26 protein-coding genes are annotated in these 26,312 nt (G+C 60.6%); 17 read left to right on the top strand and 9 right to left on the bottom strand.

Features of this window, described 5'->3' with window-relative positions; genetic code table 11:
* Window positions 1-521: 521 nt before the first annotated feature.
* Window positions 522-2,648, top strand: a complete 2,127-nt coding sequence (locus tag AC07YV_RS13595; RefSeq protein WP_102702395.1) for a TonB-dependent receptor family protein — start codon at window positions 522-524, stop codon at window positions 2,646-2,648.
* A gap of 46 nt (window positions 2,649-2,694) precedes the next feature.
* Here the strand turns inward: AC07YV_RS13595 and AC07YV_RS13590 are convergent, their stop codons facing one another.
* Window positions 2,695-3,525, bottom strand: coding sequence for an oxidoreductase (locus tag AC07YV_RS13590; RefSeq protein WP_102702396.1), 831 nt, complete (start codon window positions 3,523-3,525; stop codon window positions 2,695-2,697).
* A gap of 130 nt (window positions 3,526-3,655) precedes the next feature.
* Between AC07YV_RS13590 and AC07YV_RS13585 the strand changes: the two genes are divergently transcribed.
* The 4 genes from AC07YV_RS13585 to AC07YV_RS13570 all read left to right on the top strand — a co-directional run bounded on the left by AC07YV_RS13585 (window position 3,656) and on the right by AC07YV_RS13570 (window position 8,533).
* Entirely contained in the window at window positions 3,656-4,567 is a 912-nt protein-coding gene (locus AC07YV_RS13585; RefSeq protein WP_102702397.1) for a LysR family transcriptional regulator, read from the top strand.
* Between the two features lie 39 nt (window positions 4,568-4,606).
* A complete protein-coding gene (locus tag AC07YV_RS13580; RefSeq protein ID WP_102702398.1) occupies window positions 4,607-5,884 on the top strand; it encodes a tyrosine/phenylalanine carboxypeptidase domain-containing protein in 1,278 nt (425 codons plus the stop codon).
* Window positions 5,885-6,056: 172 nt separating this feature from the next.
* The gene (locus AC07YV_RS13575) at window positions 6,057-7,613 is read left to right on the top strand and encodes a DUF3300 domain-containing protein (RefSeq protein WP_102702399.1); all 1,557 of its coding nucleotides are present in this window, start codon (window positions 6,057-6,059) and stop codon (window positions 7,611-7,613) included.
* 80 nt (window positions 7,614-7,693) lie between these two features.
* The gene (locus AC07YV_RS13570) at window positions 7,694-8,533 is read left to right on the top strand and encodes a DUF2950 domain-containing protein (RefSeq protein WP_102702400.1); all 840 of its coding nucleotides are present in this window, start codon (window positions 7,694-7,696) and stop codon (window positions 8,531-8,533) included.
* Between the two features lie 30 nt (window positions 8,534-8,563).
* On the opposite strand, the gene AC07YV_RS13565 is transcribed toward AC07YV_RS13570, so the two are convergent.
* Window positions 8,564-9,067 carry a GNAT family N-acetyltransferase gene (locus AC07YV_RS13565; RefSeq protein WP_102702401.1) on the bottom strand — a complete coding sequence of 168 codons (504 nt, stop codon included), beginning with the start codon at window positions 9,065-9,067 and terminating at the stop codon, window positions 8,564-8,566.
* Window positions 9,068-9,211: 144 nt separating this feature from the next.
* On the opposite strand from AC07YV_RS13565, the gene AC07YV_RS13560 reads away from it, so the two are divergent.
* From AC07YV_RS13560 to arsH, 4 genes are read left to right on the top strand one after another with little or no spacing between them, the layout of a single operon-like run.
* On the top strand, window positions 9,212-9,559 hold the full coding sequence (locus AC07YV_RS13560; protein WP_095966895.1) for a metalloregulator ArsR/SmtB family transcription factor: 348 nt from the start codon (window positions 9,212-9,214) through the stop codon (window positions 9,557-9,559).
* Window positions 9,560-9,582: 23 nt separating this feature from the next.
* Complete coding sequence (locus AC07YV_RS13555; protein WP_102702402.1) at window positions 9,583-10,866, top strand: arsenic transporter; 1,284 nt, start codon at window positions 9,583-9,585, stop codon at window positions 10,864-10,866.
* A gap of 28 nt (window positions 10,867-10,894) precedes the next feature.
* Window positions 10,895-11,365 (top strand): arsenate reductase ArsC, encoded by a 471-nt coding sequence (locus AC07YV_RS13550; RefSeq protein ID WP_102702403.1) that lies wholly within the window; start codon window positions 10,895-10,897, stop codon window positions 11,363-11,365.
* A gap of 11 nt (window positions 11,366-11,376) precedes the next feature.
* On the top strand, window positions 11,377-12,072 hold the full coding sequence (arsH, locus tag AC07YV_RS13545) for an arsenical resistance protein ArsH (RefSeq protein ID WP_258685756.1): 696 nt from the start codon (window positions 11,377-11,379) through the stop codon (window positions 12,070-12,072).
* Window positions 12,073-12,216: 144 nt separating this feature from the next.
* Here arsH and AC07YV_RS13540 read toward each other — a convergent pair whose 3' ends face one another.
* From AC07YV_RS13540 to AC07YV_RS13530, 3 genes are all read right to left on the bottom strand, one after another.
* Window positions 12,217-13,002 carry a hypothetical protein gene (locus tag AC07YV_RS13540; protein WP_173900866.1) on the bottom strand — a complete coding sequence of 262 codons (786 nt, stop codon included), beginning with the start codon at window positions 13,000-13,002 and terminating at the stop codon, window positions 12,217-12,219.
* A gap of 229 nt (window positions 13,003-13,231) precedes the next feature.
* Window positions 13,232-13,621, bottom strand: a complete 390-nt coding sequence (locus AC07YV_RS13535) for a YkvA family protein (RefSeq protein WP_102702418.1) — start codon at window positions 13,619-13,621, stop codon at window positions 13,232-13,234.
* 169 nt (window positions 13,622-13,790) lie between these two features.
* A complete protein-coding gene (locus AC07YV_RS13530; protein ID WP_095967251.1) occupies window positions 13,791-14,243 on the bottom strand; it encodes an Lrp/AsnC family transcriptional regulator in 453 nt (150 codons plus the stop codon).
* Window positions 14,244-14,394: 151 nt separating this feature from the next.
* Between AC07YV_RS13530 and AC07YV_RS13525 the strand changes: the two genes are divergently transcribed.
* Together AC07YV_RS13525 and AC07YV_RS13520 are read left to right on the top strand one after the other, a co-directional pair.
* A complete protein-coding gene (locus AC07YV_RS13525; RefSeq protein WP_102702406.1) occupies window positions 14,395-15,012 on the top strand; it encodes a LysE family translocator in 618 nt (205 codons plus the stop codon).
* Between the two features lie 61 nt (window positions 15,013-15,073).
* Window positions 15,074-15,559, top strand: coding sequence for a MaoC family dehydratase (locus AC07YV_RS13520; protein WP_102702407.1), 486 nt, complete (start codon window positions 15,074-15,076; stop codon window positions 15,557-15,559).
* A gap of 231 nt (window positions 15,560-15,790) precedes the next feature.
* Here the strand turns inward: AC07YV_RS13520 and AC07YV_RS13515 are convergent, their stop codons facing one another.
* From AC07YV_RS13515 to AC07YV_RS13500, 4 genes are all read right to left on the bottom strand, one after another.
* Window positions 15,791-16,174: a VOC family protein gene (locus AC07YV_RS13515; RefSeq protein ID WP_102702408.1), complete on the bottom strand. Its 384-nt coding sequence runs from the start codon at window positions 16,172-16,174 to the stop codon at window positions 15,791-15,793.
* A gap of 90 nt (window positions 16,175-16,264) precedes the next feature.
* Window positions 16,265-17,383 (bottom strand): S-(hydroxymethyl)glutathione dehydrogenase/class III alcohol dehydrogenase, encoded by a 1,119-nt coding sequence (locus tag AC07YV_RS13510; protein ID WP_102702409.1) that lies wholly within the window; start codon window positions 17,381-17,383, stop codon window positions 16,265-16,267.
* Window positions 17,384-17,501: 118 nt separating this feature from the next.
* A complete protein-coding gene (locus AC07YV_RS13505) occupies window positions 17,502-18,470 on the bottom strand; it encodes an ABC transporter substrate-binding protein (RefSeq protein ID WP_102702410.1) in 969 nt (322 codons plus the stop codon).
* Window positions 18,471-18,624: 154 nt separating this feature from the next.
* On the bottom strand, window positions 18,625-19,464 hold the full coding sequence (locus AC07YV_RS13500; RefSeq protein WP_102702411.1) for a HalD/BesD family halogenase: 840 nt from the start codon (window positions 19,462-19,464) through the stop codon (window positions 18,625-18,627).
* Window positions 19,465-19,573: 109 nt separating this feature from the next.
* On the opposite strand from AC07YV_RS13500, the gene AC07YV_RS13495 reads away from it, so the two are divergent.
* From AC07YV_RS13495 to AC07YV_RS13470, 6 genes are all read left to right on the top strand, one after another.
* Window positions 19,574-20,485 (top strand): LysR family transcriptional regulator, encoded by a 912-nt coding sequence (locus AC07YV_RS13495; protein ID WP_102702412.1) that lies wholly within the window; start codon window positions 19,574-19,576, stop codon window positions 20,483-20,485.
* A gap of 437 nt (window positions 20,486-20,922) precedes the next feature.
* On the top strand, window positions 20,923-21,774 hold the full coding sequence (locus AC07YV_RS13490; RefSeq protein ID WP_102702413.1) for a sugar phosphate isomerase/epimerase family protein: 852 nt from the start codon (window positions 20,923-20,925) through the stop codon (window positions 21,772-21,774).
* Between the two features lie 14 nt (window positions 21,775-21,788).
* Window positions 21,789-22,859, top strand: a complete 1,071-nt coding sequence (locus AC07YV_RS13485) for an isopenicillin N synthase family dioxygenase (RefSeq protein ID WP_102702414.1) — start codon at window positions 21,789-21,791, stop codon at window positions 22,857-22,859.
* Between the two features lie 45 nt (window positions 22,860-22,904).
* Window positions 22,905-23,699 carry an ABC transporter substrate-binding protein gene (locus AC07YV_RS13480; RefSeq protein WP_102702415.1) on the top strand — a complete coding sequence of 265 codons (795 nt, stop codon included), beginning with the start codon at window positions 22,905-22,907 and terminating at the stop codon, window positions 23,697-23,699.
* Window positions 23,700-23,763: 64 nt separating this feature from the next.
* Window positions 23,764-25,311: an amino acid ABC transporter permease/ATP-binding protein gene (locus AC07YV_RS13475; protein ID WP_102702416.1), complete on the top strand. Its 1,548-nt coding sequence runs from the start codon at window positions 23,764-23,766 to the stop codon at window positions 25,309-25,311.
* Between the two features lie 46 nt (window positions 25,312-25,357).
* Window positions 25,358-26,146, top strand: coding sequence for an SDR family oxidoreductase (locus AC07YV_RS13470; RefSeq protein ID WP_102702417.1), 789 nt, complete (start codon window positions 25,358-25,360; stop codon window positions 26,144-26,146).
* Window positions 26,147-26,312: the final 166 nt, after the last annotated feature.

Raw genomic sequence — 26,312 nt, 5'->3', positions numbered from 1 at the left:
TGGCTCCTACAGTTTCAGCGTGGGCACGGTCCCCTGTGGGAGCTGGCTTGCCTGCGATGGTCGTTAACGATAACGCGTGTTAACCGGATGAACGCGGCGCGCTTGAATCCATCGCCAGCAAGCTGGCTCCTACAGTCTCAGCGTGGGCACGGTCCCCTGTGGGAGCTGGCTTGCCTGCGATGGTTGTTAACGATAACGCGTGTTAACCGGATGAACGCGGCGCACTGGAGTCCATCGCCAGCAGGCTGGCTCCTACAGTTTCAGTGTGGGCACGGTCCCCTGTGGGAGCTGGCTTGCCAGCGATGGTCGTTAACGATTACGCGCCAGTTTTCCGGAAATGCGTGAAGAACCCTCCCCCCCCCTTCGGACCGGTCAGCCAGACCCGGACCCGGGCGTTGCAGTGACCTTAGCGCCACTGGAAATATCCGGTGGGCAAAAAACCAAATTGCCATGTGTTCCCTTCGTTCATTCTTGCGTCGCACTGTTCATTGTCCGTTCCCTGTACGTCTGGAGTTTCCCCCATGCCCTCGCCTAATTCCCTGCCCGCCGCGCTGCTGGGCCTGGCCCTTGTTTGTCCGGCCATGACCGAGGCTCAGGGCCTTGAATTGGGGCAGGTGCTGATCGGGGCCGAGGACCAGAGTGACGAGGACCAGGGGATCGAGGACGCCAGGGCCCGGCTGGCCCAGGTACCCGGCGGTACCAATGTGGTCGACATGCGCCGTCCGCTGCAGGGCCGCGTGGCGAGTAACCAGGATGTGCTGGCTTATCAGCCCGGGATCTATGCCCAGTCGGCAGGCAATGAGGGAGTGAAGATCTCGATCCGCGGATCGGGCATCAACCGTGCACCGGGTGCCCACGCCTCGGGGCTGTACACCATGCTCGACGGTCTGCCGCTGACCGGCCCTGGCGGCACGCCCTATGAACTGCTGGAACCGCTGTGGCTCGACCATGTGGAAGTATTGCGCGGCGCCAACGGTTTCGACCGCGGTGCCCTGGCCTTGGGCGGGGCCATCGATTACGTCAGCCATACCGGCTACAACGCGCCGAAGTTGCAGGTACGCTACGCAACGGGCAGTCACGGTTATCAGCAGCGTCAGGTCAGCTCCGGACAGGTGCTGGGTGACTTCGATTACTACGTGGCCATGACCGACGCAAACGCCGACGGCTACCAGGACCACACGGCCAGCGAGAGCCAGGGCGTGATCGCCAACTTCGGCTATCGCTTCAACCCGAACCTGGAAACGCGCTTCTACCTGCGCCACCGCCAGACCGACAACGACCTCGCGGGACGCGTGACCAAGCACTCGATCGAGCACGATCCACGGGCGGCCAACCCCGCCTACGTGGCGCGGGACGATCGCCGCGACGAGCCGGGCAGCACCTTTATCGGCAACAAGACCACCTGGTACCTCGATGACGATTCGAGCATCCAGACCGGCCTGGTCTACCACGACTACCCCATGGATTTGCGTGAGGGGCCCAACCGCCTGAAGGTGGCGTACACCGACGTCAGCGGCACGTTCGACTACAAGCGCCGCGACACCCTCTGGGGCCTGCAAAGCCAGAGCACCCTGGGCCTGCGGGTGACCAAACACCTGCCCAACTCAGGCGCCAGCGAGTTCGTGCGCATCCCCACCGGCAACACCGCCGGTTATGCACCGGGCACGCTGATGCGCAACTTCACCTACCAGGGCTCGGACACGGTCCTGCATGTCGGCAACGACCTGGAGATCGCCGACGATCTGTGGCTGACCACCGGCCTGGCCGCCATCTACACCCGCCGTGAAAGCGACGTCACCTATCCGCAGGAAGGCGGCAAGACCAGCCTGCACGACTGGGACTATGCCCCGCGCGTGGGCTTGCGCTACCAACTGACACCTGACCTGCAACTGTTCGGCAATCTCAGTCGCTCGGTCGAGGCGCCGCATCCCTGGTCGCTGATCTATAGCTCCAACATTCGCTTCCCCGCTGGCAGCGGCCCCGCCACAGGCGCCCAGCGCGATCCGGTCACGCTGCAAAACCAGACCGCCACCACCCTGGAAATCGGTGGTCGCGGTGACAGCACCCTGGGACAGTGGAGCCTGGCCTGGTACTACGCCCAGGTGCACCACGAATTGCTCTCGGTGTTGCCGGACGCCAACGCCACCACGCCGTACGAGCTCAACGCCAGCCCCACCGTGCACCAGGGCGTCGAAGCCAGCCTGCTGAGCCCGCTCTGGTCGCCGGGCGATGGCGGCCAGTTGAGCCTGCGCCAGAGCTACACCTTCAGTGACTTCCACTACCGCGACGATGACCGCTTCGGCGACAACCGCCTGCCCGGCCTGCCGATGCACTATTACCAGGGCGAACTGCGCTACGACTGGCCACAAGGCTTCTTCGCCGCGGTCAACACGCAATGGGTGTCCAAGGTGGCGGTCGATTACGCCAACAGCTACTACGCCGATCCCTACGCCATATTCGGCGCGACCCTGGGCTACAACGCGCCCAAGGGCGACTGGCAGACCTGGCTGGACCTGCGCAACCTGACCGACAAGCACTATGCCGCCACGGTCACGCCGGGCTACGACGACAAAGGCCTGGACGCGGCACGCTCCACCCCCGGCGAGGGCATGGCGATGTACGTCGGGGTGTCGTGGAGCCTGCTCTGAGGCCGCGTTGGACAGGTATTGAACCGCCACACGGCCCCTGTACACGTCACACCTCGAAGTCGGTGGACAGCGCCAACGTTTTCCATTCGCTCAACTCCGCCTCCACAAAGCGGTTTTTCGCCTCGATGCGTGCAACAGTGTCGCTGCCCAGCGCCAGGCGTTGTGGCGGTTTCGGGGCATTGACCAGCGCGAGCATCGCTTCGGCGAACTTCACCGGATCGCCAGGCTGCGCATGGTTGGCGCCTTCGGCAAACTGGCGCATCTTGCCGACGGTCTCCTCGTAGTCAGGCAGCTCCAGGGCGGTCTTGATCAGCGACTGCTCGTCCAGGAAGTCAGTGCGGAAGAACCCGGGTTCGACAACCGTCGCATGGATGCCCAGTGGCGCCAACTCCTGATGCAGCGCTTCGGTAATACCCTCCACCGCAAACTTGGTGGAACCGTAGACACCCCAGCCCATGTAGGCCTGATAGCCACCGATCGACGAGATATTGATCACATGACCGCTACGCTGGCGTCGCATGTGCGGCAGTACCGCGCGGGTGACGTTGAGCACGCCGAACACGTTGGTGGCGAACAGGCGTTGGGTTTCGCTGGCGCTGGTCTCTTCCACCGCGCCCAGCACGCCGAAGCCGGCATTGTTGATCAGCACGTCAATGCGCCCGAAACGCTTGATGCCTTCGGCGACCGCCTGATGCGCCTCTTCCTCGCGGGTGACGTCCAGCCGCACGGCGAGCAGGTTCGGGTGATCGCCCAGGCGATCAGTGATGTCTTGTGGTTGACGAGCGGTGGCAATCACAGCGTCGCCGGCACGCAGGGCGTGTTCTGCGATGAGGGTGCCAAAACCACGAGAAGCGCCAGTAATGAACCAGGTACGCATTTCAACTCCTCCTGTCAGCGACCCGAGCGTTGTTGCCGGGCCTTCTCGATGAGTTGATGCCACTTTAAGGCTGTGCTACTGATGTGATAATCCCAGCAATTTTGCATGCCTTTGTGAATGGTGCTCACAAATGAAATCCCCCTCCACCGCCGACCTGTCGATCTTCCTGTGCATCGCCCGGCACCTGAACTTCAGCCGGGCAGCGGTCGAACTGGGCCTGACACCCTCGGCACTCAGTCATTCATTGCGAGCGCTGGAGAATCGCCTGGGCGTACGCCTGTTCAATCGCACGACGCGCAGCGTGGCGTTGACTGACGCCGGGGAACGACTTTTCGCACGGCTGAAACCAGCCTTCCGGGACATCGATGATGCCTTGGAAGACCTCAATAGCTTTCGCGACAAGCCCTCAGGGAACCTGCGCATGACCGCAGGGCGACAGGCCTGCGAGCTGGTGCTCTTGCCGATCGTCAGCCATTTCCTGAAGGCGTATCCGGATATCCGCCTCGAGATCGTCGAAAGCGACGCCTTGGTCGACGTGGTGGCTGGCGGTTTTGACGCGGGGGTACGTTTCGGCAACCGTCTGGAAGCCGACATGGTCTCGCGGCCCATCGGGCCGAACATGCGCTCGGTGGTCGTGGGCTCGCCGGCATTCTTCGAGCGACATGCCGCCCCCCGAAAACCCGAGGACTTGCATGGCATCCCGTGCATTCGCCATCGCTTCCCCAGCGGCTCGATGTACCGCTGGGAATTCGAACGCGGCGCGATCACCCAGGAAATCGACGTCAGCGGCCCGCTCACGCTCGGCGATGTCAGCCTGATGATCGGCCCGGCGTTGCAAGGTGTGGGTCTGGCCTACGTGTTCGAGGACATGGTCACCGCGTACCTGGCCGATGGCCGCCTGATCCAGGTGCTGGCCGATTGGTGCCCCTTTTACCCGGGCCTGCACCTGTATTACCCCAGCCGCCGTCATGTGCCCGCAGCGCTCAAGGCCTTCATCGACTTTGCCTCTACGGCTCGACACGCCACCGCCCGCGACGACTAAGCTTTTTGTAACCTCACCTCGTCCCTCAAGGAGCTATCCATGAGTGCCGCTGCCCTGTCCGAACTCGATGCCGCCCTGCCCGGCCTGACCCGCAGGATCCGCGTGCTCGATGCGCTGTCCTGGCCCGATGGCGTCGAGGAGGACTTCCTGGCGAAATGGCGTAGCGGGCGGGCCACGCTGCCCGATGTCAAGTTGCAGCCCCGCGACCACAGCGCCGACATCGCCGCCCTGGAAACCTTCATCAGCCATTGCGATGTGGGGCATCCGGCCGGGAACTTCCTGGCCCTGACCGCCCGTAGCTATGCCACGGCCGGGCACATGCTGGGGGCCATGGGGACTCCCGCCTTTACCCAATACTCGTCAGCGCTGTACCGGCGTCCGGATTTCTATTATCCGCGCCTGCAACTGAGCATGCTCGACGCGGCCCGATTCTTCCTCCAGACCACCGACGCCCTGCTGGGAGGAGCACGAATTCCACCCTGCCCCGCCGAGATCCCGGCCAAAGTGTTCGCCGCCTGGATTCAACCGGAACTGGACCGTTTCTTCGGCGTCGGCCAGATCACGGTCGTGCTCGATCCGAACCTGGCCGCCAAGGCCATTGCCGGATCGAGCCGCATTCGCCTGCGGGCCAGTGCGCTGTTCTCGGAGCTGGACAAGCACCAGCTGTTGCAACACGAGGCCTTCGTGCATGTCGCCACCGCACAGAACGGCGCGCGGCAGCCCAACCTCACCAGCCTGGGCCTGGGCGCACCGCGCACAACCCAGACCCAGGAGGGCATTGCCACCCTGGCCGAACTGTTCACCGGCAGCATGGACATCAACCGCCTGCGTCGCCTGGCCCTGCGCGTACTGGCCGTCCAGCAGGCGCTGGAGGGCGCCGACTTCATCCAGGTATTCGAAGGTTTTCTGGCTGCCGGGCAGACGCAAGAGGAATCCTTCCGCTCAACCCAACGGGTGTTCCGCGGCGCCGATCTGCGGGGCGGTTCAGCCTTTACCAAGGACGCCGCTTACCTGACCGGGCTGCTCGGCGTCCACACCCTGCTGCGCATTGCAATCCGCGATAACCGGCCGGAACTGATCGGGCATTTGTTTGCAGGGCGCCTCAGCCTGGCGGACACGGTGCGCCTGGCGCCATTGTTCGAATCCGGCTGGCTCAAGGGACCGACCTACCTTCCGGCCTGGGCCTCTGATCTGCGTCTGCTGGCGGCCAACCTGGCCTTCTCGGCGTTCATCTCCCGGATCAAGCTGGATGTGCTGGACCTGGACGTGTTCATGGCATTTGCCGAAGAACACGAAAGCGATGCCAGCGCACATTGATCAGAATCAGGACCTGGATCACAGCGTCTCAAAGCCAGCCGGGGTCCTTCAAATCAGCTGCTACCATTAGGAAGCGGTGTCGAGGCGCAGCTCTGTGGCTTGCAGAGTCGGCTTTCACCTGCCAGGGATTGATCCACTCATTTCAAGCCTGCCTCACCACATGGGGGGTGCAATGCACATTCCATTGCTTTACGCGTTGTCGGCCGTACTGTTACTGAGCGGAGCTTCCAGCCTGGCACTGGGTGCGGATGCGACCGCTGCCGCACCGGCCCCGGTTCCGGCACCTGCCGCAGCCCCCGCACCGGCCGTCGCGACCGATACGGCGCCCGTCGCCCCGGCGACCAAGGATCCGGTGTTCAACCAGGAACAGCTGGATCAAATGCTGGCGCCCATTGCGCTGTACCCGGACCCTCTGTTTGCGCAGGTGCTGATGGCCACCACCTATCCCGGGGAAGTCGGCGAGGCCGTCAGCTGGTCCAAAGCGCACCCGGACGCCAAGGGTGACGACGCGGTCAAACAGGTGGCGAACCAGCCCTGGGACCCGAGCGTGCAGGCGCTGGTTGCCTTCCCGCAGGTCCTGGCAACGCTGGGGCAGGATCCCGTGTGGGTGCAACGCCTGGGTGATGCCTTCCTGGCGCAGCCCGACGATGTCATGGAAAGCGCGCAACGCTTGCGTCGCCAGGCACAGGCAGCCGGCAATCTGCAGAGCAACCAGTATCAGAACGTGACGATCCAGAATGTCGCGGCGCCAGCACCTGCAACCACGAATGCGGCACCGGCTCCAGCGCCTGCTGCGGAACCGGCGCCGGCCAGCAGCTCCACCATCATCATCCAGCCTGCCGATCCGCAGGTGGTGTACGTCCCCACGTATAACCCGACGACCACCTACGGCACCTGGCCCTACCCGGCGTCGCCGCCCGCGTACTATCCACCGCCACCGGCCTATTACCCTGGCCAGGCCCTGATGGCCGGACTCGCGTTTGGCGCCGGCGTGGCGATCATTGGGTCGTTGTGGGGTGAGTGTGACTGGGGCAATAACGACATCGACATCGACGTCAATCGCTACAACAACATCAACGCCAACAACCGGATCACCAACAACAAATGGCAGCACAACCCGGTGCACCGCAATGGCGTGCCCTATCGGGACAATGCGAGCCGTGCGCAATACGGCCGTCAACTCAACGGTGCCAGTCAGCGTGAAGCCTATCGCGGGGACACTGCCCAGCGCGCCCAGGCCCGTGAAAAGGCCCGCAGTTCAATGGACAAGCACGGTATCGAACGACCCGCCACCAGCAACCGCGAAGCCCGAGATCAAACGCGCAAACTCCAGTCCTCAGCCGCGGACGGCAATCGGCTACAGGGCGGTGCGGACAGGCCCAAGGCGGCTGACAGAGGCCAGGGTACCGCCAGAAACACCCGGGAAAATCAGCAGCCGAGGACCCAGGCCCGCCAGGAACCCAGGAACCAGTCCGCTCAGTTGAACCAGCGCAGAGAAGGCGCCGCGCAGACGCGGCAAGCGCCGAACAAACGGCCCGCCGCCAGTGCCGGCAGTGCCCGTAACAATGCGTTCGCCGGCGCACGCTCACCGTCCCAGGCCAACATCCAGGCCAATCGTGGCCGGGCCAGCCAGGCATCCGCCCATCGCCCCAGTGCCGCCCGTTCGGCCGGTCACCAGGTCAGTCGGCCGTCCAATCCACCAGCGCGTCAAAGGGGGGGCCGTCGTTGAAAAACCATCCTCGAGTGAAAGGACTCACGGGCTTGCTGCCTCCTGTCCTTGCGATAGCTGCGGGCTTGTTGTGGTCGTGCATGGCGACGGCGCAGCAGGCCTTTCCAACCCCGGAAAAGGCCGCAGAAGCCTTGGTCCAGGCACTGGGTACGGAACACGCCGACCAGGCTCGCCTGACGGAACTGCTCGGCAGTGACTGGCACAATTACATCCCGCGTGAAGGCGTGCAGCGCAAAGACGTCGATGCGTTTTTGCAGCAGTACCGCGAGCAACACCACATTGAAAAAAGCGGTGACAACAAGGGCATCCTGGCGGTCGGCCCCGAGAACTGGACACTGCCGATCCCCTTGGTCAAAGTGGCGAGCGGCTGGCGCTTCGACTTGAAGGCCGGCAGTGCCGAGATCCGCGCACGCCAGATCGGCCGCAATGAACTCGACGCGGTGCAATCGGTGCTGGCCTATCACGACGCCCAGATGGACTATGCGTCAGTCGATCGGGACGGTGATGGCGCACTCGAGTATGCGCAGAAAATCTTCAGCACCCCCGGCAAGCACGACGGACTCTATTGGGCGCAAGACGATAGCGGCCAGATCAGCCCGCTGGGGCCTTCGTTCGGCAAAGCCATTGCTGACGAAGAATGGCATGGCTACCGCTTCCGTATCCTTCACGGCCAGGGGCCTTCGGCACCGGGTGGTGCCTACAGTTATCTCATCGGCGACAAGATGAGCCGCGGCTTTGCCCTGATCGCCTGGCCGGCGAAGTACAACGTCACCGGGGTGATGAGCTTCATGATCAGTCACGAAGGCCAGGTGTTCGAGAAAGACCTGGGGCCCGAAGGTGAAAAACTGGCGCTGGGGATGAAGCGCTTTGACCCGGATGACAGCTGGCAAGAGGTGGCGGCAGATCAGGATCAGGAGTAGCCCGCAGCAACCTGCTACGGGCTTGCAGAACTATTGAAACGACAGGACGAATCGCTCTTCGCTGCCCGTGCTGTCATCACGGCAAGGTTGCTCAAGCTTGAATCCGCAGCGGTCCAGTACCTTTCTGGAGCCCAGGTTTTCCTTGAAGGCATAGGCCACCAGTTGCGCAAGCCCCCAGCGCGCCTGTGCCTGCTGGATCAGGTGCCTCAGCGCTCGTGTTGCCAGCCCCTGCCCACACACGCGCTGATCGATCCTATAGCCCACTTCGGCTGACCCCATCGCCAGGTCGATGCTTTTCAGATTGGCTCGACCAACGATTGTCTGGCTTGAGTCCTCGATGACAAACGGGTGCCAGGCGCCGCTGGCCAAACCCGACAGATAGCTATCGATATGATCGGCGACACCGCGCAACGAATAAAACCCAGGGGCGCGCGCATCGATATGCGATTCGAACCATTCACGGTTGCGGATTTCGAACGCCAGTAAAGCTTCAGCGTCAGTGGTTTTCAGCTCGCGAACGCTAAACGATTCCATGCACTGCATCTCCTTTGCCTTGTCTCGAAACAGCGCAAGTCTATCGCATACCTGAACATCCCCGCCCTTCTTGAGCCTTGGCGACTTGCACATAACATATGGATAAACGTATATTCGGATAACCACATGTACAGAGCCACGCCAATGCTCAACCCTGCCGCCGTATTCAAATGCCTGTCCGACGAAACCCGCGCCCGGGCCACTTTGCTCATTGCCCGTGAAGGCGAGTTATGCGTGTGTGAGCTGGTCTGTGCCCTGGACGATAGCCAGCCGAAAATTTCCCGCCATCTTGCCCAGCTTCGCGGATGCGGCCTGCTTCTCGACCGCCGCCAGGGGCAGTGGGTGTATTACCGGCTCAACCCTGATCTGCCCGCGTGGGTGCGTGATGTTCTGCAGACCACGCTGGCAGCGAACGCCGACTGGCTTGAGGACAACAGCACTCGTCTGAACGCCATGGGCGACCGCCCTCTCAACACTGCCGCCTGCTGCTGACCCTTCAACCGTCGAGAATCCACATGCTGACTGCGCTTTCCATTTTCCTGCTCACCATGGTGTTGGTCATCTGGCAACCCAAGGGCCTGGGCGTCGGTTGGAGCGCCTCCCTGGGCGCCGTTCTGGCCCTGCTGGCAGGCGTCGTGACGCTGCACGATATTCCGCTGGTGTGGGCCATTGTCTGGAACGCCACCGCGACCTTCATCTCGCTGATCATCATCAGCCTGTTGCTCGATGAGGCCGGGTTCTTCCAGTGGGCCGCCTTGCATGTGGCGCGCTGGGCCAAGGGTGACGGGCGACGCCTGTTCGTCTTCACGATACTGCTGGGGGCCGGCGTCTCCGCGTTGTTTGCCAATGACGGCGCCGCCCTGATCCTGACCCCCATCGTTGTTTCAATCCTGCTCGCACTGCGTTTTTCGCCAGCGTCCACCCTGGCGTTCGTCATGGCGGCCGGCTTTATCGCCGACACGGCGAGCCTGCCCCTGGTGGTGTCCAACCTCGTCAACATCGTTTCGGCGGACTACTTCGACCTGGGGTTCGCCGAATACGCCGCCATCATGGTGCCGGTCAATCTGGTTGCCGTGGCGACCACACTCGTGGTGCTGTACCGGTTTTTCCGCCGTGACATTCCCCGGCACTACGCGCTCGATGACGTGATGGATCCGCGACGCGCCGTGCGTGATCCCCTGACCTTCCGCGTCGGCTGGATCGTTCTGGCCCTGTTGTTGGTCGGTCTGTTTGCCCTGGAGCCCCTGGGCATTCCGGTCAGCGCCATCGCAGCAGTCTGTGCCGCGCTGCTGTTCGCCGTGGCGGCGCGCGGGCATGTGATTTCCACCCGCCGGGTACTGCGTGAAGCGCCCTGGCAGGTCGTGATCTTTTCCCTGGGCATGTACCTGGTGGTGTACGGGCTGAAGAACGCCGGACTGACCACCTACATGACCATGGCCCTGAACCGCATGGCCGAGTTCGGCATCTGGGGCGCCGCGCTGGGCACCGGCCTGCTCACGGCCTTGTTGTCATCGGGCATGAACAACATGCCCACGGTGCTGGTGGGCGCACTGTCGATTCAAGCCAGTGACGCCACAGGCGTAGTGCGTGAAGCCATGATCTACGCCAATGTCATCGGCTCTGACCTGGGCCCCAAGATCACCCCCATCGGCAGCCTGGCCACCCTGCTCTGGCTGCATGTTCTGGAGCGCAAGGGCATCCGCATTACCTGGGGTTACTACTTCAAGGTCGGCGTGGTCCTGACCCTGCCGATCCTGCTCATCACCTTGTCTGCCCTGGCCTTGCGCCTGAGCGTATAGCCCTGTGCGACCGCAAAGAGGAGTCACCATGCGCGTTCTGTTTATGTGTTCCGCCAACAGCTGTCGCAGCATCCTGTCCGAAGCCATGTTCAACCATCTCGCGCCAGAAGGCTTCGAGGCGATCAGTGCCGGCAGTTTCCCCAAGGGACAAGTGCTGCCCCGCAGCCTGAGCACCTTGCAAGAGGCCGGCATTGCCATCGACGGCTTGAGCAGCAAAGGCAACGAGGCTTTCGAAGCCAACCCGCCGGACATCGTCATCACGGTCTGCGACAAGGCTGCCGGCGAAGCGTGCCCGGTGTACTTCGGCCCGGCACTGAAAGCCCATTGGGGCCTGGAAGACCCCTCGGACATAACGGGCGATGAAGCACGGGTAGCGGCAGCGTTCCACTCAACCCTGGCGCGCATCGAAACGCGCTGCCGGGCCTTCCTCGAACTGCCTTTTGCACACCTTGACCGCGATGCATTGAAGCGCGAACTCGAACGCATCGGCACGCTTTGACCGGAGCCCTTATGACCCATTCCCTGCCCAATCTCGACACGGCACTGACCCCACCCATCGCCCATGGACGCAACGACCAGCACAAGCCGCGCATCCTGTTGTTATACGGCTCGACTCGTGCGCGGTCGTTCAGTCGCCTGCTGGTCGAGGAAGCAGCCCGGTTGCTCGAACACTTCGGCGCCGAGACGCGGATCTTCAATCCATCCGGCCTGCCGCTGCCCGACGACGCGCCCTCCGATCACCCGAAAGTCCAGGAACTGCTCGAACTGATGCAATGGTCTGAAGGACAGGTCTGGTGCTCGCCAGAGCGCCACGGCTCGATGTCTGCGGTGTTCAAGGCGCAAATCGACTGGGTGCCGTTGGCGTTGGGGGCCATTCGCCCAACCCAGGGTAAAACCCTCGCGGTCATGCAAGTCTGCGGCGGCTCCCAGTCCTTCAATGTGGTGAATCAGCTTCGCGTGCTGGGACGCTGGATGCGCATGTTCACCATTCCCAATCAATCTTCCGTGCCAAAGGCTTTTCTGGAGTTTGACGACGCCAATCGCATGAAACCCTCATCGCTGTACGACAGGGTGGTGGACGTCATGGAGGAGCTGGTGAAATTTACCCTGCTGCTACGGGATCGCCCCGACCTGGTTGACCGCTACTCGGAACGCAAAGAGTCCGCGCAAGAACTGACTCAGCGCGTGAATCAGCGGTCGATCTGACAGTAGAGATTTGGCTCGATAGCCGAAAAAAAGTCGCAAACCCCATGACGTTTCAGGGCTTGCGACTCTTTGCCGATACGTCCCTCAAGCTCCCGGGACGTTTTCTACGGTTTGCCTGCCGTGTTCATTGCCGAACGTGCAGGCTCAGTTCTCTACCTCGACCGCGTCGAGATCCGGTTCGTCCGGAGCATCCGCCACATCCTCTCTGGCGTCCTTCGCGTCGGCTTTGGCGGCCTCTCTGGCTGCCTTCGCCTCGGCTTTGGCGGCGTCCCGAGCGGCATCCGCGTTGGCCCGGGCAGCATCCCTGGCGGCATCTGCGTCGGCCTTGGCGGCATCCCTCGCGGCATCTGCAGCGGCACGGGCAGCGTCTCTGGCTGCGTCTGCGTCATCGTCCGCTACGCCAGCCGCTTTTGCGGCATCCCGGGCGGCATCTGCTTCAGCCCTGGCGGCGTCCCGGGCAGCATCTGCAGTCGCTTTTGCCGCATCGCGAGCGGCATCAGCAGTCGCTCTGGCCGCGTCCCGGGCTGCATTGGCATCAGCCTTGGCAGCGTCCCTGGCTGCATCGGCGGCATCGTTGTCAGCATCATGATCAGCGTCGTCCGCGTCGTTGTCATGGGCATTGCCCGGGCCTTTGTTCCCGGCTACACCACCATGGTCAGCGTCGCCGCGTCCGTCACCGTCATGGCCTGCTGCACCATGATCGCCACCCTCGCCTCCATGGCCGCCGGCACCGTGACCGCCGTCACCACCACCGTGGCCACCGCCGCCGTCACCGCCACCGTGACCACTACCGCCTCCACCGCCTCCACCGCTGCCGCCATCCTTGGCATACACGCTGGAGAAACTACCGATGTAATCGGGCACCAGGACAGTCGATGCCGACAGGACTCCACCGATTGCCAGAGCCAATAAACATTTCTTGAGCAGCATGATGCACCTCCGCATGGAGTTGCGAACTCATCTCCGTATCGAACGCAATGTCCAGTAAGTTCCCGGCCGCCCATTGGAGCAGCCGGCCAACCGACACGGCCATCAACCTGCAACATTGACGAGCTACTGCGGTATCCGCACGATCCCTCAGAGCCAGTTGGCATCGTTGCGTGGGAAACATTCCCACATATTTTTTGGATAAGTGCTTTCAACCCGAGTTCAAAAAAGATCAGGACAGCAAGCAAGCTGCCAAACTGCCCGCAGCAACGAGCCAGACCAATACAACGATCACCGCAGCCAATCTGTTCGCTGGCCGCTTCCTGTGGTTTTTCTCCCACTCACTCGCTTTGAACCGACACTCCTCGAGCACCTGTGCAGGCATCAAGCGAATAGCGAGCAGAATGCCAAGCGGCAAAATAATCACATCGTCCAGATACCCAAGCACAGGAATGAAATCGGGAATGAGGTCGATTGGACTCAGCGCATACGCCACGACAAAAACCGAAATCCATTTGGGTAACCAGGGGGTTTGCGGATGCTGGTAGCAAAACCAGAGAACCATCGTTTCCCGTTTGAGCTTTCTGGCCCAGCCACGTAAACGATCAAGTATGTGTTTCATATCGGCATCGTCTGTCCTTGAAGGAGCGAGCCTGCGAGCGTAGCGCTTTGGGGGATTGACAGCCATGAGTCGAGAGGGCTGCAGCCAAAAGCAGCCAGCCGTGACCGGCATGGAACGGCCAAAAGCGGTCGCTCCCGACGCTCATGAAGAACCACATGCACCCTGCCCATCAGAAAGGAAGAGGCCTGTCCTGGACGACCCGCTTCATGACGAGCGTCGAGGTCAGCCGTTGCACGTTGGGTAACGTCGAGAGGCTCTCATCGTAAAGCCTCTGGAAGGCCGGCAGATCCTGGGTTACCACGTGCAGCAGGTAGTCCGGCTCCCCAAACAGACGCTGGGCATCGACCACCTGGGGTATTTCGACGAGCGCAGTTTCAAAAGCTTCGACCGCTTGCCGGTCACCCTCGCGAAGCGTGGCAAACACCATGGCGGAAAAGTTCAGGCCGAGTGCGCCGGGGTCCAGTCGTGCGCGATAACCCAGCAACACTCCAGACTCCTCCAAGGCCCTGACTCGCCGATGGCACGGGGAAAGGCTCAGGCCCACGCGCTCGGCCAGTTCGGTGACCGACAGGCGACCATCCTTTTGTAGCTCGGAAAGAATTTTTCGATCAATCCTGTCCATATAGAAGAATCTCCCAAACAGAGCCGTTCTGATGACCATCTTTGAAAGTAAATTCTAACAAGATTTCATTATTCTTCCTTCAATCATTCATTGCCGCGCAACGCTGGAAACGATGCAGATGCGGCCTTTGACTCAAGGAGTAAGTAGCGTCATGACCTTTAGCGTTTTCGTTGCGTTCTGGGCTGTATCGATTCTTTTCATCATCACGCCGGGCGCCGATTGGGCCTACGCGATTTCGGCAGGGTTGAAGCATCGAGTCGTCCTGCCCGCAGTGGGCGGTCTGTTATCCGGCCATTTGATCGCCACAATGATTGTTGCCGGCGGTGTGGGCACATTGGTCGCCAACCATCCTATGGCCTTGTCGGGGCTTACGGTTGCCGGAGCGGGTTACCTGCTTTGGTTGGGCGCCAACATGCTTGCCCGCCCTTCTACACCTCACGCGGATGAAACTCAGGCGTCGGGCTCATGGAAGCACTGGGCGCTCAAGGGGCTTTGCGTGAGCGGGCTGAATCCGAAAGTGTTCCTGCTGTTCCTGGCGCTCTTGCCTCAATTTGCCGACGCGACCGCTCCCTGGCCCGTACCGATGCAAATGATTGCGCTGGGACTCGTCCACACTGTCAGTTGTGGCGTGATCTACCTGCTGGTGGGATTTGGCTCGCAAGTTATTCTTCGGGCGCGCCCTGCGGCCGCTCAACGAGTCAGCCGATTTTCTGGAGCCGCCATGATCATCATCGCGCTGGTGCTGCTGATCGAACAGGCCCGCGGTTGATCCTTTATCAGCAAAACATTTTACGTTTTAGCCACTGCTTCACCGCAACCATGGAGCGCTTATGAAAAGCCCGAGAGAACGTGCCGCCGAAGGTCTCCAGGTCGGTGACCGATTCACCATAGTCCGCTGTTTTACAGAGGATGACATTCGTCAGTTCGCGCAAATCTCTCGAGACTACAACCCCGTTCACTGCGATGCGCGCTACGCGCAACTGCGCAGGTTCAAGGCGCCCATTGCCCATGGCCTTCTGACCGCCAGCCTCGTCACCGAAATTGGCGGTCAAATCGGCTGGCTGGCGACAGGGATGAGTTTCGAATTCAAACGACCGGTTTATCCAGGCGAGCCCATCACCTGTCACTGGCTCATCGCTGACATCGATGAACGTGGTCATGCAAAAGCCGAAGTCCGGATTCTCAACGCGCAGGGAGTCACGGTGCTGGAGGCGACGACGACTGGCGTGCTACCCGGTACGGAAGAACGGGAGCGACTCAAGCAAATGCTGGCTGAGGGCGATTTCACTAACGGAGCGGTCATGCCCATGACTTGATGTCCTGGAATGGGTGGCGTCTGGGGCTCCTTCGTATGACAGCCAACAACCGGTTGAATTCGTTCGCGACAAGCAGCTTTGGCTCGGTTGCAGCCCTTCGAGAAAGGCCACAATCGGCCAACTGCGGCCGATGGTAGCGAAAGGCTAACGACCGGCCGCCTGATACACGAACCCTGAAACAGGGTCACTGGCATCATTCAGGAAATGACCACAACCTCATTCGAATGAGGCTCACTCAGCCTTGAAGCAATATGCGGCCAGCTTGTTACCGTCCAGATCCCGGGCATAGGCGGCATAGGCATCGGGTGCCCAGCCCCGTGGCCCGGGTGCGCCTTCGTCGGTACCGCCGCAGGCCAGGGCTGCAGCGTGGAAGGCATCGATAGCGGCGCGATCCGGTGCTTCAAAGCTGACGGTGACACCGTTGCCGACGCTGGCAGGAGCGCCATTGGCCGGTTTCAATACGAAGAATGACGGGGCGCTCTGACCCCAGATCGAGCCGTTGTCATCCAGGTCGGCAATGCGTTTCTGGCCGAGTGCGCCGAGCACGTTGTCGTAAAAGCGGCGAGCCTTTTGCAGATCGTTGGTACCGACGGTGACGTGAGTGAATATGCTCAATTGGATGCTCTCTTTATAAAGACACAGTGAGTGGGTATTGCAGTTGGACCGTGCGCGAGACGTCTGACGCTCAACGCCAGGACGATTCAATCAGCGATCGAAATGGATAACAGTGCGAATGCTCTTGCCTTCATGCATCAACTCGAAGGCCTTGTTGATGTCCTCAAGCCCCATGGTATGGGTGATAAAGGTGTTTAGCGGGATTTCACCGGCCTGAGCCTTCTCGACATAGGAAGGCAATTCGCTGCGCCCCTTGACGCCGCCGAAAGCCGAGCCGCGCCAGACGCGACCGGTCACCAACTGGAACGGTCGAGTACTGATTTCCTGGCCCGCGCCGGCGACACCGATAATCACCGACTCTCCCCAGCCCTTGTGACAACACTCCAGGGCAGCACGCATAAGATGGACGTTGCCAATGCATTCGAAGGAGTAGTCGACACCCCCCTCGGTCATCTCGACGATCACGTCCTGGATCGGTCTGTCGTAGTCCTTGGGGTTGACGAAGTCGGTAGCGCCCAATTGCCTGGCGATGTCGAACTTGGCCGGGTTGATATCGATCGCAATGATTCGACCGGCCCTGGCCATGGTGGCGCCGATAATGGCGGCCAGCCCGATCCCCCCCAGGCCGAAGATCGCCACGCTGGCGCCCTGCTCGACTTTGGCGGTGTTGAGCACCGCACCAATGCCGGTCGTCACACCGCAACCGAGCAGGCATACCTGCTCCAGCGGAGCCTCCTTGGGAATTTTGGCCAGCGAGATTTCCGGCAGCACGGTGTATTCGGAAAAAGTCGAAGTGCCCATGTAGTGGAACAGGGGTTGGCCGTTATAGGAAAAGCGACTGGTACCGTCCGGCATCAATCCTTTGCCCTGGGTTTGACGAATTTTCTGGCAGAGATTGGTCTTTCCGGATTTACAGAATTTGCAGTCGCCGCATTCCGGGGTGTAGAGCGGGATCACATGATCGCCCACCGCAAGTGAGGTCACCCCCTCGCCAACCGCTTCGACGATACCGCCACCTTCGTGGCCAAGAATGACGGGGAAGATCCCTTCCGGATCGGCACCGGACAAGGTAAACGCATCGGTATGGCAGACACCTGTTGCCACAATGCGCACCCGTACCTCACCAGCTTGCGGCGGCGCCACATCGATTTCGACAATCTGCAGGGGTTGGTTTGCCGCGAAGGCGACAGCCGCTCGTGATTTGATCATGTTCGTAATTCCCGGACGCAAAGTGGAACCGCCTCTGTGTCGAAGCAGTAAAAATCAGTAGCGAGGTTGTGTTTAGAGGGACATTGCAAGGGGTGGGCATCCTTGCCCACGAGATCGGTCAGAGCGATGCCTCGATCTTTTTGGCTGCGGTTTCGTCGACCCAGGCATGCCAGACTTCCGGGTGTTCCTTGAGAAATATCCTGGCCAGCTTCGGTGATTCGATGCGTTCGCGGGTCATCCTGGCCAGGTTCTGATTCAGCATATCGATGGGAATGTTGACCTTCTCCAGCACCGCGACCAGTTCGGGTGCCTGCTCATGAAAAGCCTTGGAGAGACCGACCATGGTGATGACGTCCTTGTTGGCGCCCGTCTTTTCCTCCAGTCTTATCGCATCGATCTGTCCCATCAGCGGGGTGGGTGACCAGTAGTAGAACAACACCGGTTCACCGCGCTTGTAGCTGGACAGGACCGCTGCATCCAATGCGGCCCCGGTCCCGGGGCGGAAGTTGGTGAAGGTGTTTTCAAGACCGTACTCTTTGAGCATTTCGGTATTGTCCTGCTCACAGATCCAGCCAGCGGGACAGTTGTAGAAACGGCCTTTGGACGGTTCCTCCGAGTCTTTGAAAATGCCCGGGTACTTGCTCAGGTCGGCGACTGTCTTGAGGTCGGGTGCTTGCGCCGGTCTATTGCGTTTTGCATCCCCCTCCACGACATAGCGCGGTACGTACCAGCCTTGAGTCGCACCGACGATTGGAGCGCCAACCCCGACGACCTTCCCCGCTGCCGCTGCCTTTTTCCAGACTTCGCTGCGCTCCATCCACTCTTCGCCAAACACTTGAATGTCGTTGCCGGCCAGCGCGGTCTCAAGAATGATGGTGTTACCCACCAACTGATCCGTCGCACAGCCGTAGCCTTCCTTGAGCACGATCATCATGATGTCGGTGAGGAGCATCCCGCTCTCCCAGTTCAACCCGGCAAACTTCACCGACTTGCCCGATTCACACCATCCCGAAGCCTGGCTTGAAGCACTACCGACGAGCAAGCCGAGGGTGATTAACGAGGCCAGAAAACTCTTCCTGCTTTTCATGATCAGACGCTCCGAATCATTATTATTGGGGGCAGCGAACTGTTGTATGCGACACAGGAACCAACGAGCCCATCAGATTCAGCATGGACAGGTACGCGCGCAAACATGTGAGGCAAAGGCGTGGATCAATTGCTTTTATTGTTATTGGCGAAATTCAACCCAGTGGTTCCACGGTGGTGCGCCCATAGAACAATTGGCGGGCATAGGCACTGAATTCGACGTTGGGTTGATCCACATACGCGAACACCGCATTGAGTCTCAACCTGTCCCCTTCCACCGGCGTCACCCGATGCAATGAATAGCGGCCTCGGAACAAGGTCAGGGTTCCCGGCACTTGCGGCAGAACCTCTACCGCCTGTGTTTGCGGGTCATCGAGGAAGTGTCTGACCGCGTCATGGCAATCGTCGTTTTCGTTGCGCAGCATGCGCACGTACTCGAAATCCCCGCCAGCGCTCGCAGCCTGAAGCGACAGCGTGACGCTGAAATCGGATCGATCGAAGTGCCATCCCAATTCCTGCCCTGCCGTGAAGCCCTGCAAGTTAAGGGCAGCCAGTGGATCGGCATGACGATAGAGCGTGTCCAGATCAAGCACATCCTTGATGAAAGCAAGGACTTCGTCCGATCCGTAGATCTGCCGGATCAAATGGTCGGCAGGAATATCGGCATAGGCGACGGTGTCTTTTGCCGTGTTCATCAAGCGTCGTAGCGGATGTTCCGGATCAACGCTTTCGTCCTGGGGTTTGAAATAAACCGTGTGGTTTTCCCGAAAATGAAACATGCGCGAGTGCAACGCTAGTGTCTGTTGCGCCATGGCGATAACCGATGGATGACGAACAAAACCCGGAAAGATCGCAACGCCCTCTTGTCCCAGCAATGACTGACTGCGGGTGACCAGCGCGAGATAAGCGGGACTGGTGCGATCGGTAATGGGGTAATGCTCGAGATCGATGATATCGCCCAGGGTGAGCGCTGGTGTGAAAGGCAGGGTAGTCATTGTTGTGGGTCTCCGGTGGCTCTGCTGGATTCAGATTGCATCGCCACCAAAAACAAGTCACGCTCATAATTTTACGCAATTTTGTGAATTATTTTCAGGTCGCACAACAATGAGACTGACCCTGGATCACCTGGTGATGTTGCAAACCCTGTCGGAAGTCGAATCGATAACCGCGGTGGCCGAACGTTTATGGCTCACACCTTCAGCTGTCAGCCACCGCATACGCGAAGCGGAGCGGCGGCTGGGTGTGAGCCTGACGGAAAGATCGGGAGGAAAGCTCAGACTCAGCCCTGCCGGCGTGCGCCTGGAACGGGCCGCCAAAGACATCATCGCCATACTCAATGAAGCAGAGTCCGAAGCCCGCTCCATGGCCGGCGGCGTCACCGCGTTTGTCCGTATGGGGGTCACGTCCTACGGACCGTTTCGCTGGATTCCAAAATTCATCAAGCACTACTCGAGTCTTCGGCCAGACATCGAAATCACACTGGTGACCGTGCCCCGCAACGACGTTTACGCGAGCCTGATGCAAGGCAGGCTTGATGTGTCCATTATCGACGACGGCATGGTGCCCAGCGGGGTCGCCAGGTTGCCGCTTTTTCGGGACGACCTGATTGCGATCATGGCCACCGACCATCCCCTGGCGGGAAGGAAAAACATCTACGCCGAAGACTTCAAGACCTACAACCTGGTGACCTACTCGACCGATCGCGCCAGTGGCTGGGAATATGACCGGTTCTTCGCCCCCGCCAGCATCCTGCCACGCCGCATGATCACGGTGGAGTTGATCGAAGCCATCGTTGAACTGGTGCGCTCAGGCTACGGAATCAGCATATTGCAACGGGATCTGGTGACCCCCAGCCTCGAGCGTGGGGAGCTTGCGTGGGCAGCCCTGAATGACGGCCTCGACATCGCCTGGAACGCCATTGTTCGCCCCTCGGAACGAGAGGACAGTGAGGTCAACAAAATGGTTTCAGAGCTTGATGCCTGGATAAAAAATACCGGAAAACCTGAAAACAGCTGATCCTTGGTTGGCGCGTGAAAAAGATTGACGGTGTACGGGGACACGCCCTGAGGAAGTCAGTCAGCAATCGGTTAGCCCCTTCGCGGCCCGATGTCGCTTGGCAGTCTTCAAAATGATGTCGTAGTAAAGGCACCCCGCGCCAACACCCAACGCAGACACGTATCCACCCACAAAACCCCTCCTTGCCAGCGGGATAAATAGCCAGCTATTGGTTAACGAAAGTCTGAAGTATTCATTTGAACTTTCGGATTCTTTCGCCTCTCGGCCTGTGCCTAACATCGGCTCCACAGCGAACCAGCCTCGGCATCGCTCAGTGGGATCAGGTTACGCAGGGATCCGGTTTCGAAGTCCTCTGCCGCCACCAACCATTGATCGCTCAGCCGCCTGGTGCCGTCGAAGTGCTTTTGCAGCAGGCCCTGGATTTTTGAGGATCACCGATGAAGCTGGAAATTTTCCGTACGCTGTGGGGTTACACCGCCAGCAAGGCTCAGGCGCTCGAGGAGTTGCTGCAAGCGGGCTTTGATGGCATGGAAGCGCGCCTGCCACTGGACGCCCGCGAGCGGGCTGAGTTTGGCGCCTTTCTCCAGGCCAACCGCCTGGGCTATATCAGCACCGTCTTCAGCGCCTACGACGTGCTGCCGGATCAGTCGGCAACGCCTGCCGTCCACCTCAATGACCTCGACCAGAAGCTCGCCTGGGCCGCTGAACTCTCCCCACGTTTCGTCAACGTGCTGGCGGGCAACGACCGCTGGTCCCTGGCGCAACAGGTGGAGTTTTTTGGCCAGGCGCTGGAGCTGGCGCGCAAGCACGGTCAGGTCTGCAGTTTCGAAACCCATCGCTCGCGTTCGCTGTTCAACCCCTGGGTGACCCTGGAGTTGATCCGGCAACTGCCCGAGCTGCTGTTCACCAGTGACATCAGCCATTGGGTCGTGACCTGCGAGCGTCTGTTGAATGATCCGGCCGATGACCTGAGCGCGTTCATCGAGCGGGTTCACCATATCCAGGCCCGGGTCGGTTATGACCAGGGACCACAGGTTCCGCACCCGGCGGCGCCCGAATATGCAAAAGAACTGGCCTTCCATCAGCAGCACTGGGAAAGCATCTGGCGCTCGCAGCAGGCCCGCGGCTACCAGGTCAGCACCCTGACGCCGGAATTCGGCGCCGACGGCTACCTGCATCACTTGCCCTTCACCAATGTCCCGGTCGCCGACCTGTGGTCGTTGAACGTGTGGATGGGCCAGACCGAACGCGAACACTTCGAGCGTTTCCACCACTCAAGCCATCCTTAGGGAGCCGATGCGTCATGCCTGACAATAAAAACAACAGCGCCAGCACTGACACACTCAAAGCCAACTTCAACAGCATCCCGGTGATCAACATCGCCGGTCTGTTCAGCTTTGAACTGGAACACCGTCTGGCCGTGGCCGAACAATTGGGGCGCGCCGCCAGCGAAGTCGGGTTTCTCTATATCACCAACCACGGTATCGACCCGCAACTGATCGCCAACCTGCGCAAGGCGGCCAAGGACTTTTTCGACCAGCCCCTCGACACCAAGATGCGCCACTACATCGGCACCTCGCAGACCCACAAGGGCTTTGTGCCCGAAGGCGAAGAGGTCTATTCCAAGGGCAAGCCGGACCACAAGGAAGCCTTCGACGTCGGTTTCGAAGTCCCGGCCGATGACCCGCTGGTGCTGGCCAACACCCCCTTGCTGGGGCCCAACGACTGGCCGCAGCTGGCCGGTTTCAAGGCCTCGGTGCAGGCCTACTATGAAGCGATCTTCGCCCTGGGCCGGCGCCTGTTCGGCGGCTTCGCCCTGACCCTGGGCCTGGAAGAAAACTACTTCGACAGCCTGGTCACCCGTCCGCCATCCAAGCTGCGCCTGATCCACTACCCGTTCGACGGTACCGCCCATGACGCACCGGGTCTTGGCGCCCATACTGATTACGAGTGCTTCACCATCCTCCTGGCCGACAAACCCGGCCTCGAGGTGATGAACAATCTTGGCCAATGGATCGATGCACCACCGATTGCCGATGCCTTTGTGGTCAACATCGGCGACATGCTGGAGGTGATGACCGCAGGCGCATTCGTTGCCACTGCGCACCGGGTGCGCAGCGTGAAGGAGGAGCGTTATTCCTTCCCGCTGTTTTATGCCTGTGACTACCACACCCAGATCAAACCGCTGCCCGGGTTCGCCCAGGCCGGCAACGACTACGAAGAGATCACGATCGGCGAACACATGTATGGCCAGGCGCTGCAGACCTATCAGTATCTGCGCCAGAGGGTGGCCAACGGGGAAGTTCAACTGCCAGGCAAGGCACGCAAGCCCGCCAGTTTCGGACATTTGAAAAATCAGGCGCAACCGTCCTGATTGAAGTTTTCAGCTAACCCCCTACCTATGCCGGAGTCAGTAAAAATGAAAAACAATAAAAAGAACCTCTTGAGCCTGGCTGTATTGGCAGCCGGCATGTTCGGCGCCTCGGCGAGCATGGCCGCGGCAGATTCGTTCAAGGTCGGCATGGAGATCACCTACCCTCCTTTCGAGTCCTACGACAAGGACAAGAATGTGGTGGGTTCCGACCCCGAGCTGGCAACGGCACTGGCCAAGCACATGAACGCCAAGGTCGAGTTCGTCGACACCAAGTTCCCGAGCCTGATCCTGGGCCTGAACTCCGGCAAGTACGACGCGATCATTTCCGGCATGTACATCACGCCGGAGCGCCAGACCCAGGCGCAGACCATCGCCTATGCCAACACCGGTGCCGCGGTCATGGTGCCCCAGGGCAGCGAGATCAATGCGAAAAAACCTGAAGACCTGTGTGGCCTGAAGCTGGGCCTGGAACAGGGCACCACCTGGGTCAAGGAATTCAGGAAGCTGTCCGACGAATACTGCGTGCCGAACAACAAGGGCGCCATCACCGTCAGCGAATACCCCTCGGCGCCCGAAGTGACCCAGGCCCTGTTGTCCAGGAACATCCAGGCCCAGGTTGAAATCGCCGGTGCCGCCAAGATGATCGCGGAAAAGACCAATGGCCGGGTCGTGATCACCACCGAGCATCCGATCTATCAGCAAACCCTGGGCATCTTCGTCAAGAAAGGTAACGACGAAACCTACCAGGCCGTGCAAAAGGCCTTCGAGGAAACGAAAAAGAGCGGAGAATACGCAGCAATCCTCAAGAAATATGGCCTGGAAGAACCGACCGCCAACTAAGAACCTGTCCTTGTAGTCTGGTTATCTGCCGCCCCTGCATGGGGGCGGCAGATCGAGGTGTCCCATGCAATTCGATTGGTCGTATTTCTTCTCCCTGTTCTCCCTGCCGGACTTCTGGAATGCCTGCGTCACGGTCATCCAGCTCAGTGCCCTGGCCTGGTTCATCGGCATGCTGCTGGGCTTTGTCCTGGCCACCGCCAAGCTGTCCCAATCGCCCTTGCTGCGCATTCCTGCAGCAGTCTACATCTGGTTTTTCCGCAGCATCCCTTTGCTGGTACTGGTGGTGTTCGTCTACAACCTGCCGCAGTTGTTTCCCGGTAGCGGACCGATTCTGTCCAACCCCTTCTACGCAGGGTTGCTGGCCCTGGTGGTCACTGAAGCGGCGTACATGGCGGAGATCCATCGTGGCGGCCTGATTTCCGTGGCCAAGGGCCAGAAGGAAGCCGGGCGCGCGCTGGGTGTCGGCGTACTCGGCATGCAACGCCTGATCGTGATCCCCCAGGCGTTCCGTATTTCGCTGCCCACCCTGATCAATGAATACATCACCGTGGTCAAGCTGACTTCGCTGGTCTCGGTGATCTCCCTGACTGAAATCCTCACGGTCGGCCAACGCCTCTATGCCACCAACTTCCTGGTCATGGAAACCTTGGCGGCGGTGGGCGTCTACTACGTGTTGATCGTCACTGTATTCGGCTATTTCCTGCAGCGCCTGGAGCGCTACCTGGACCTGAACTTCCGCAAGCCGCACACACTCGACGCGGCCACCATTGCCAGGTTCAAGGCCAGCGCCGAAGCCTTGCCCGACATTGCGCGCAAAGCCGCAGGCAACAACACCACGCCGATCCTGCAACTGAACAACATCCAGAAGAGCTATGGCACCCACAAGGTACTGCTGGGTATCGACCTGAATGTCGATTACGGCCAGGTGGTCTCGATCATCGGGCCATCCGGCTCCGGCAAGACGTCGCTGATCCGCACGGTCAACGGCCTGGAAAGCATCGATACCGGCGACATCAAGTTGTTCGGCGAAACCTTCATCGAAGCCTCGGACAAACCCAACGGCTCGCGCCTGCGCAAAGGCGTGCGGCACATCGGCATGGTGTTCCAGAACTTCAACCTGTTCCCGCACCGCACCATTCTCGACAACATCACCCTGGCACCGCGGTACCACGGCCAGCCGGGCGAGCTGAGCGAGCATCGTGCCTATGCGCTGCTGGACAAGGTCGGTCTGCTGGCCCATGCCCACAAGTACCCGCACCAGCTTTCCGGCGGCCAGCAACAGCGCGTGGCGATCGCCCGGGCCCTGGCCATGGAACCGCAGATCATGCTGTTCGACGAGCCGACCTCGGCCCTCGACCCGGAACTGGTCAACGACGTGCTCAACGTGATCCGCGACCTGGCCAGGGAAGGCATGACCATGCTGATCGTGACCCACGAAATGGACTTTGCCATGTCGATTTCCGATCGGGTGATTTTCATGGAGAACGGCAATATTCAACTCGATGCCGCCCCTGAAACCATTCGCTGCGAAGCTGAAGGCGAGAGGGTACGACGCTTCATGGGCATCGGCGCCCGATCGGCAAACCTGTCTGCAGCGGTGGATCACGCATGAACAGGCCAGCGTTTTACATGAGCTTCTTTCTGTCAGGAACACACGCATGAATCTTGGAATTACAGGACGTTGGGCGCTGGTCTGCGCCGCCAGCAAAGGTCTGGGTAAAGCCTGCGCACAGGCACTCGTCACCGAAGGCGTGAACGTGGTGATCACCGCACGGGGCGAAGACACGCTGAATGAAACAGCCCGTCAGCTGAGGGCGATAAATCCTGAAGTGACGGTCATCGCCGTGGCCGGAGACATTTCCACGCCCGAGGGTCGGGCGGCAGCGCTCAAGGCCCATGAGCATTTCGATATCCTGATCAACAACGCCGGTGGCCCTCCTCCCGGGGATTTCCGCGAATGGAATCGCGACGCCTGGCTCAAGGCGCTGGATGCCAACATGCTGACCCCTATCGAGCTGATCAAGGCAACGGTAGACGGCATGGCGGCACGGGGATTTGGCCGGATCATCAACATCACCTCGAGCGCCGTGAAGTCCCCGATCGAAAGCCTCGGCCTGTCCAACGGCGCGCGCAGTGGCCTGACGGGGTTCGTTGCGGGGCTGGCCCGGCAAGAAAACATTGCCAGCCGCAATGTGACGATCAACAACCTGCAACCTGGCTCGTTCGACACCGATCGACTGCGCGACAACCTGGTCGCCGCTGCCCACGAAATGGGGCAAGACAGTGAGGCATTCCTTGACGAGTGCCGTCGCGAAATCCCTGCCAGACGCTTCGGCTCACCCGAGGAGTTCGGTGCGCTGTGTGCCTTCGTCTGCAGCAGCCATGCGGGCTACCTGACCGGGCAGAACCTGTTGATTGACGGAGGGGCCGTTCGCTCCAGCCAGTGATGACGGCAGGCACCCCCATGCCATTCGTCAGCGCCATTCTCCTGTAGGCGCTGTCGAGTGCAACGAGGCTGCGATCTTTTGATTTTCAAAAGCAGGATCAAAAGATCGCAGCCTGCGGCAGCTCCTACAAAAAGCGCTGCAGACGCCATGCTCCTGTAGGAGCTGT

This window comes from Pseudomonas sp. GW456-E7, from assembly GCF_059424105.1.
The sequence above is the reverse complement of the archived record's forward strand: the minus strand, read 5'-3'. Positions and strand labels throughout refer to the sequence as shown.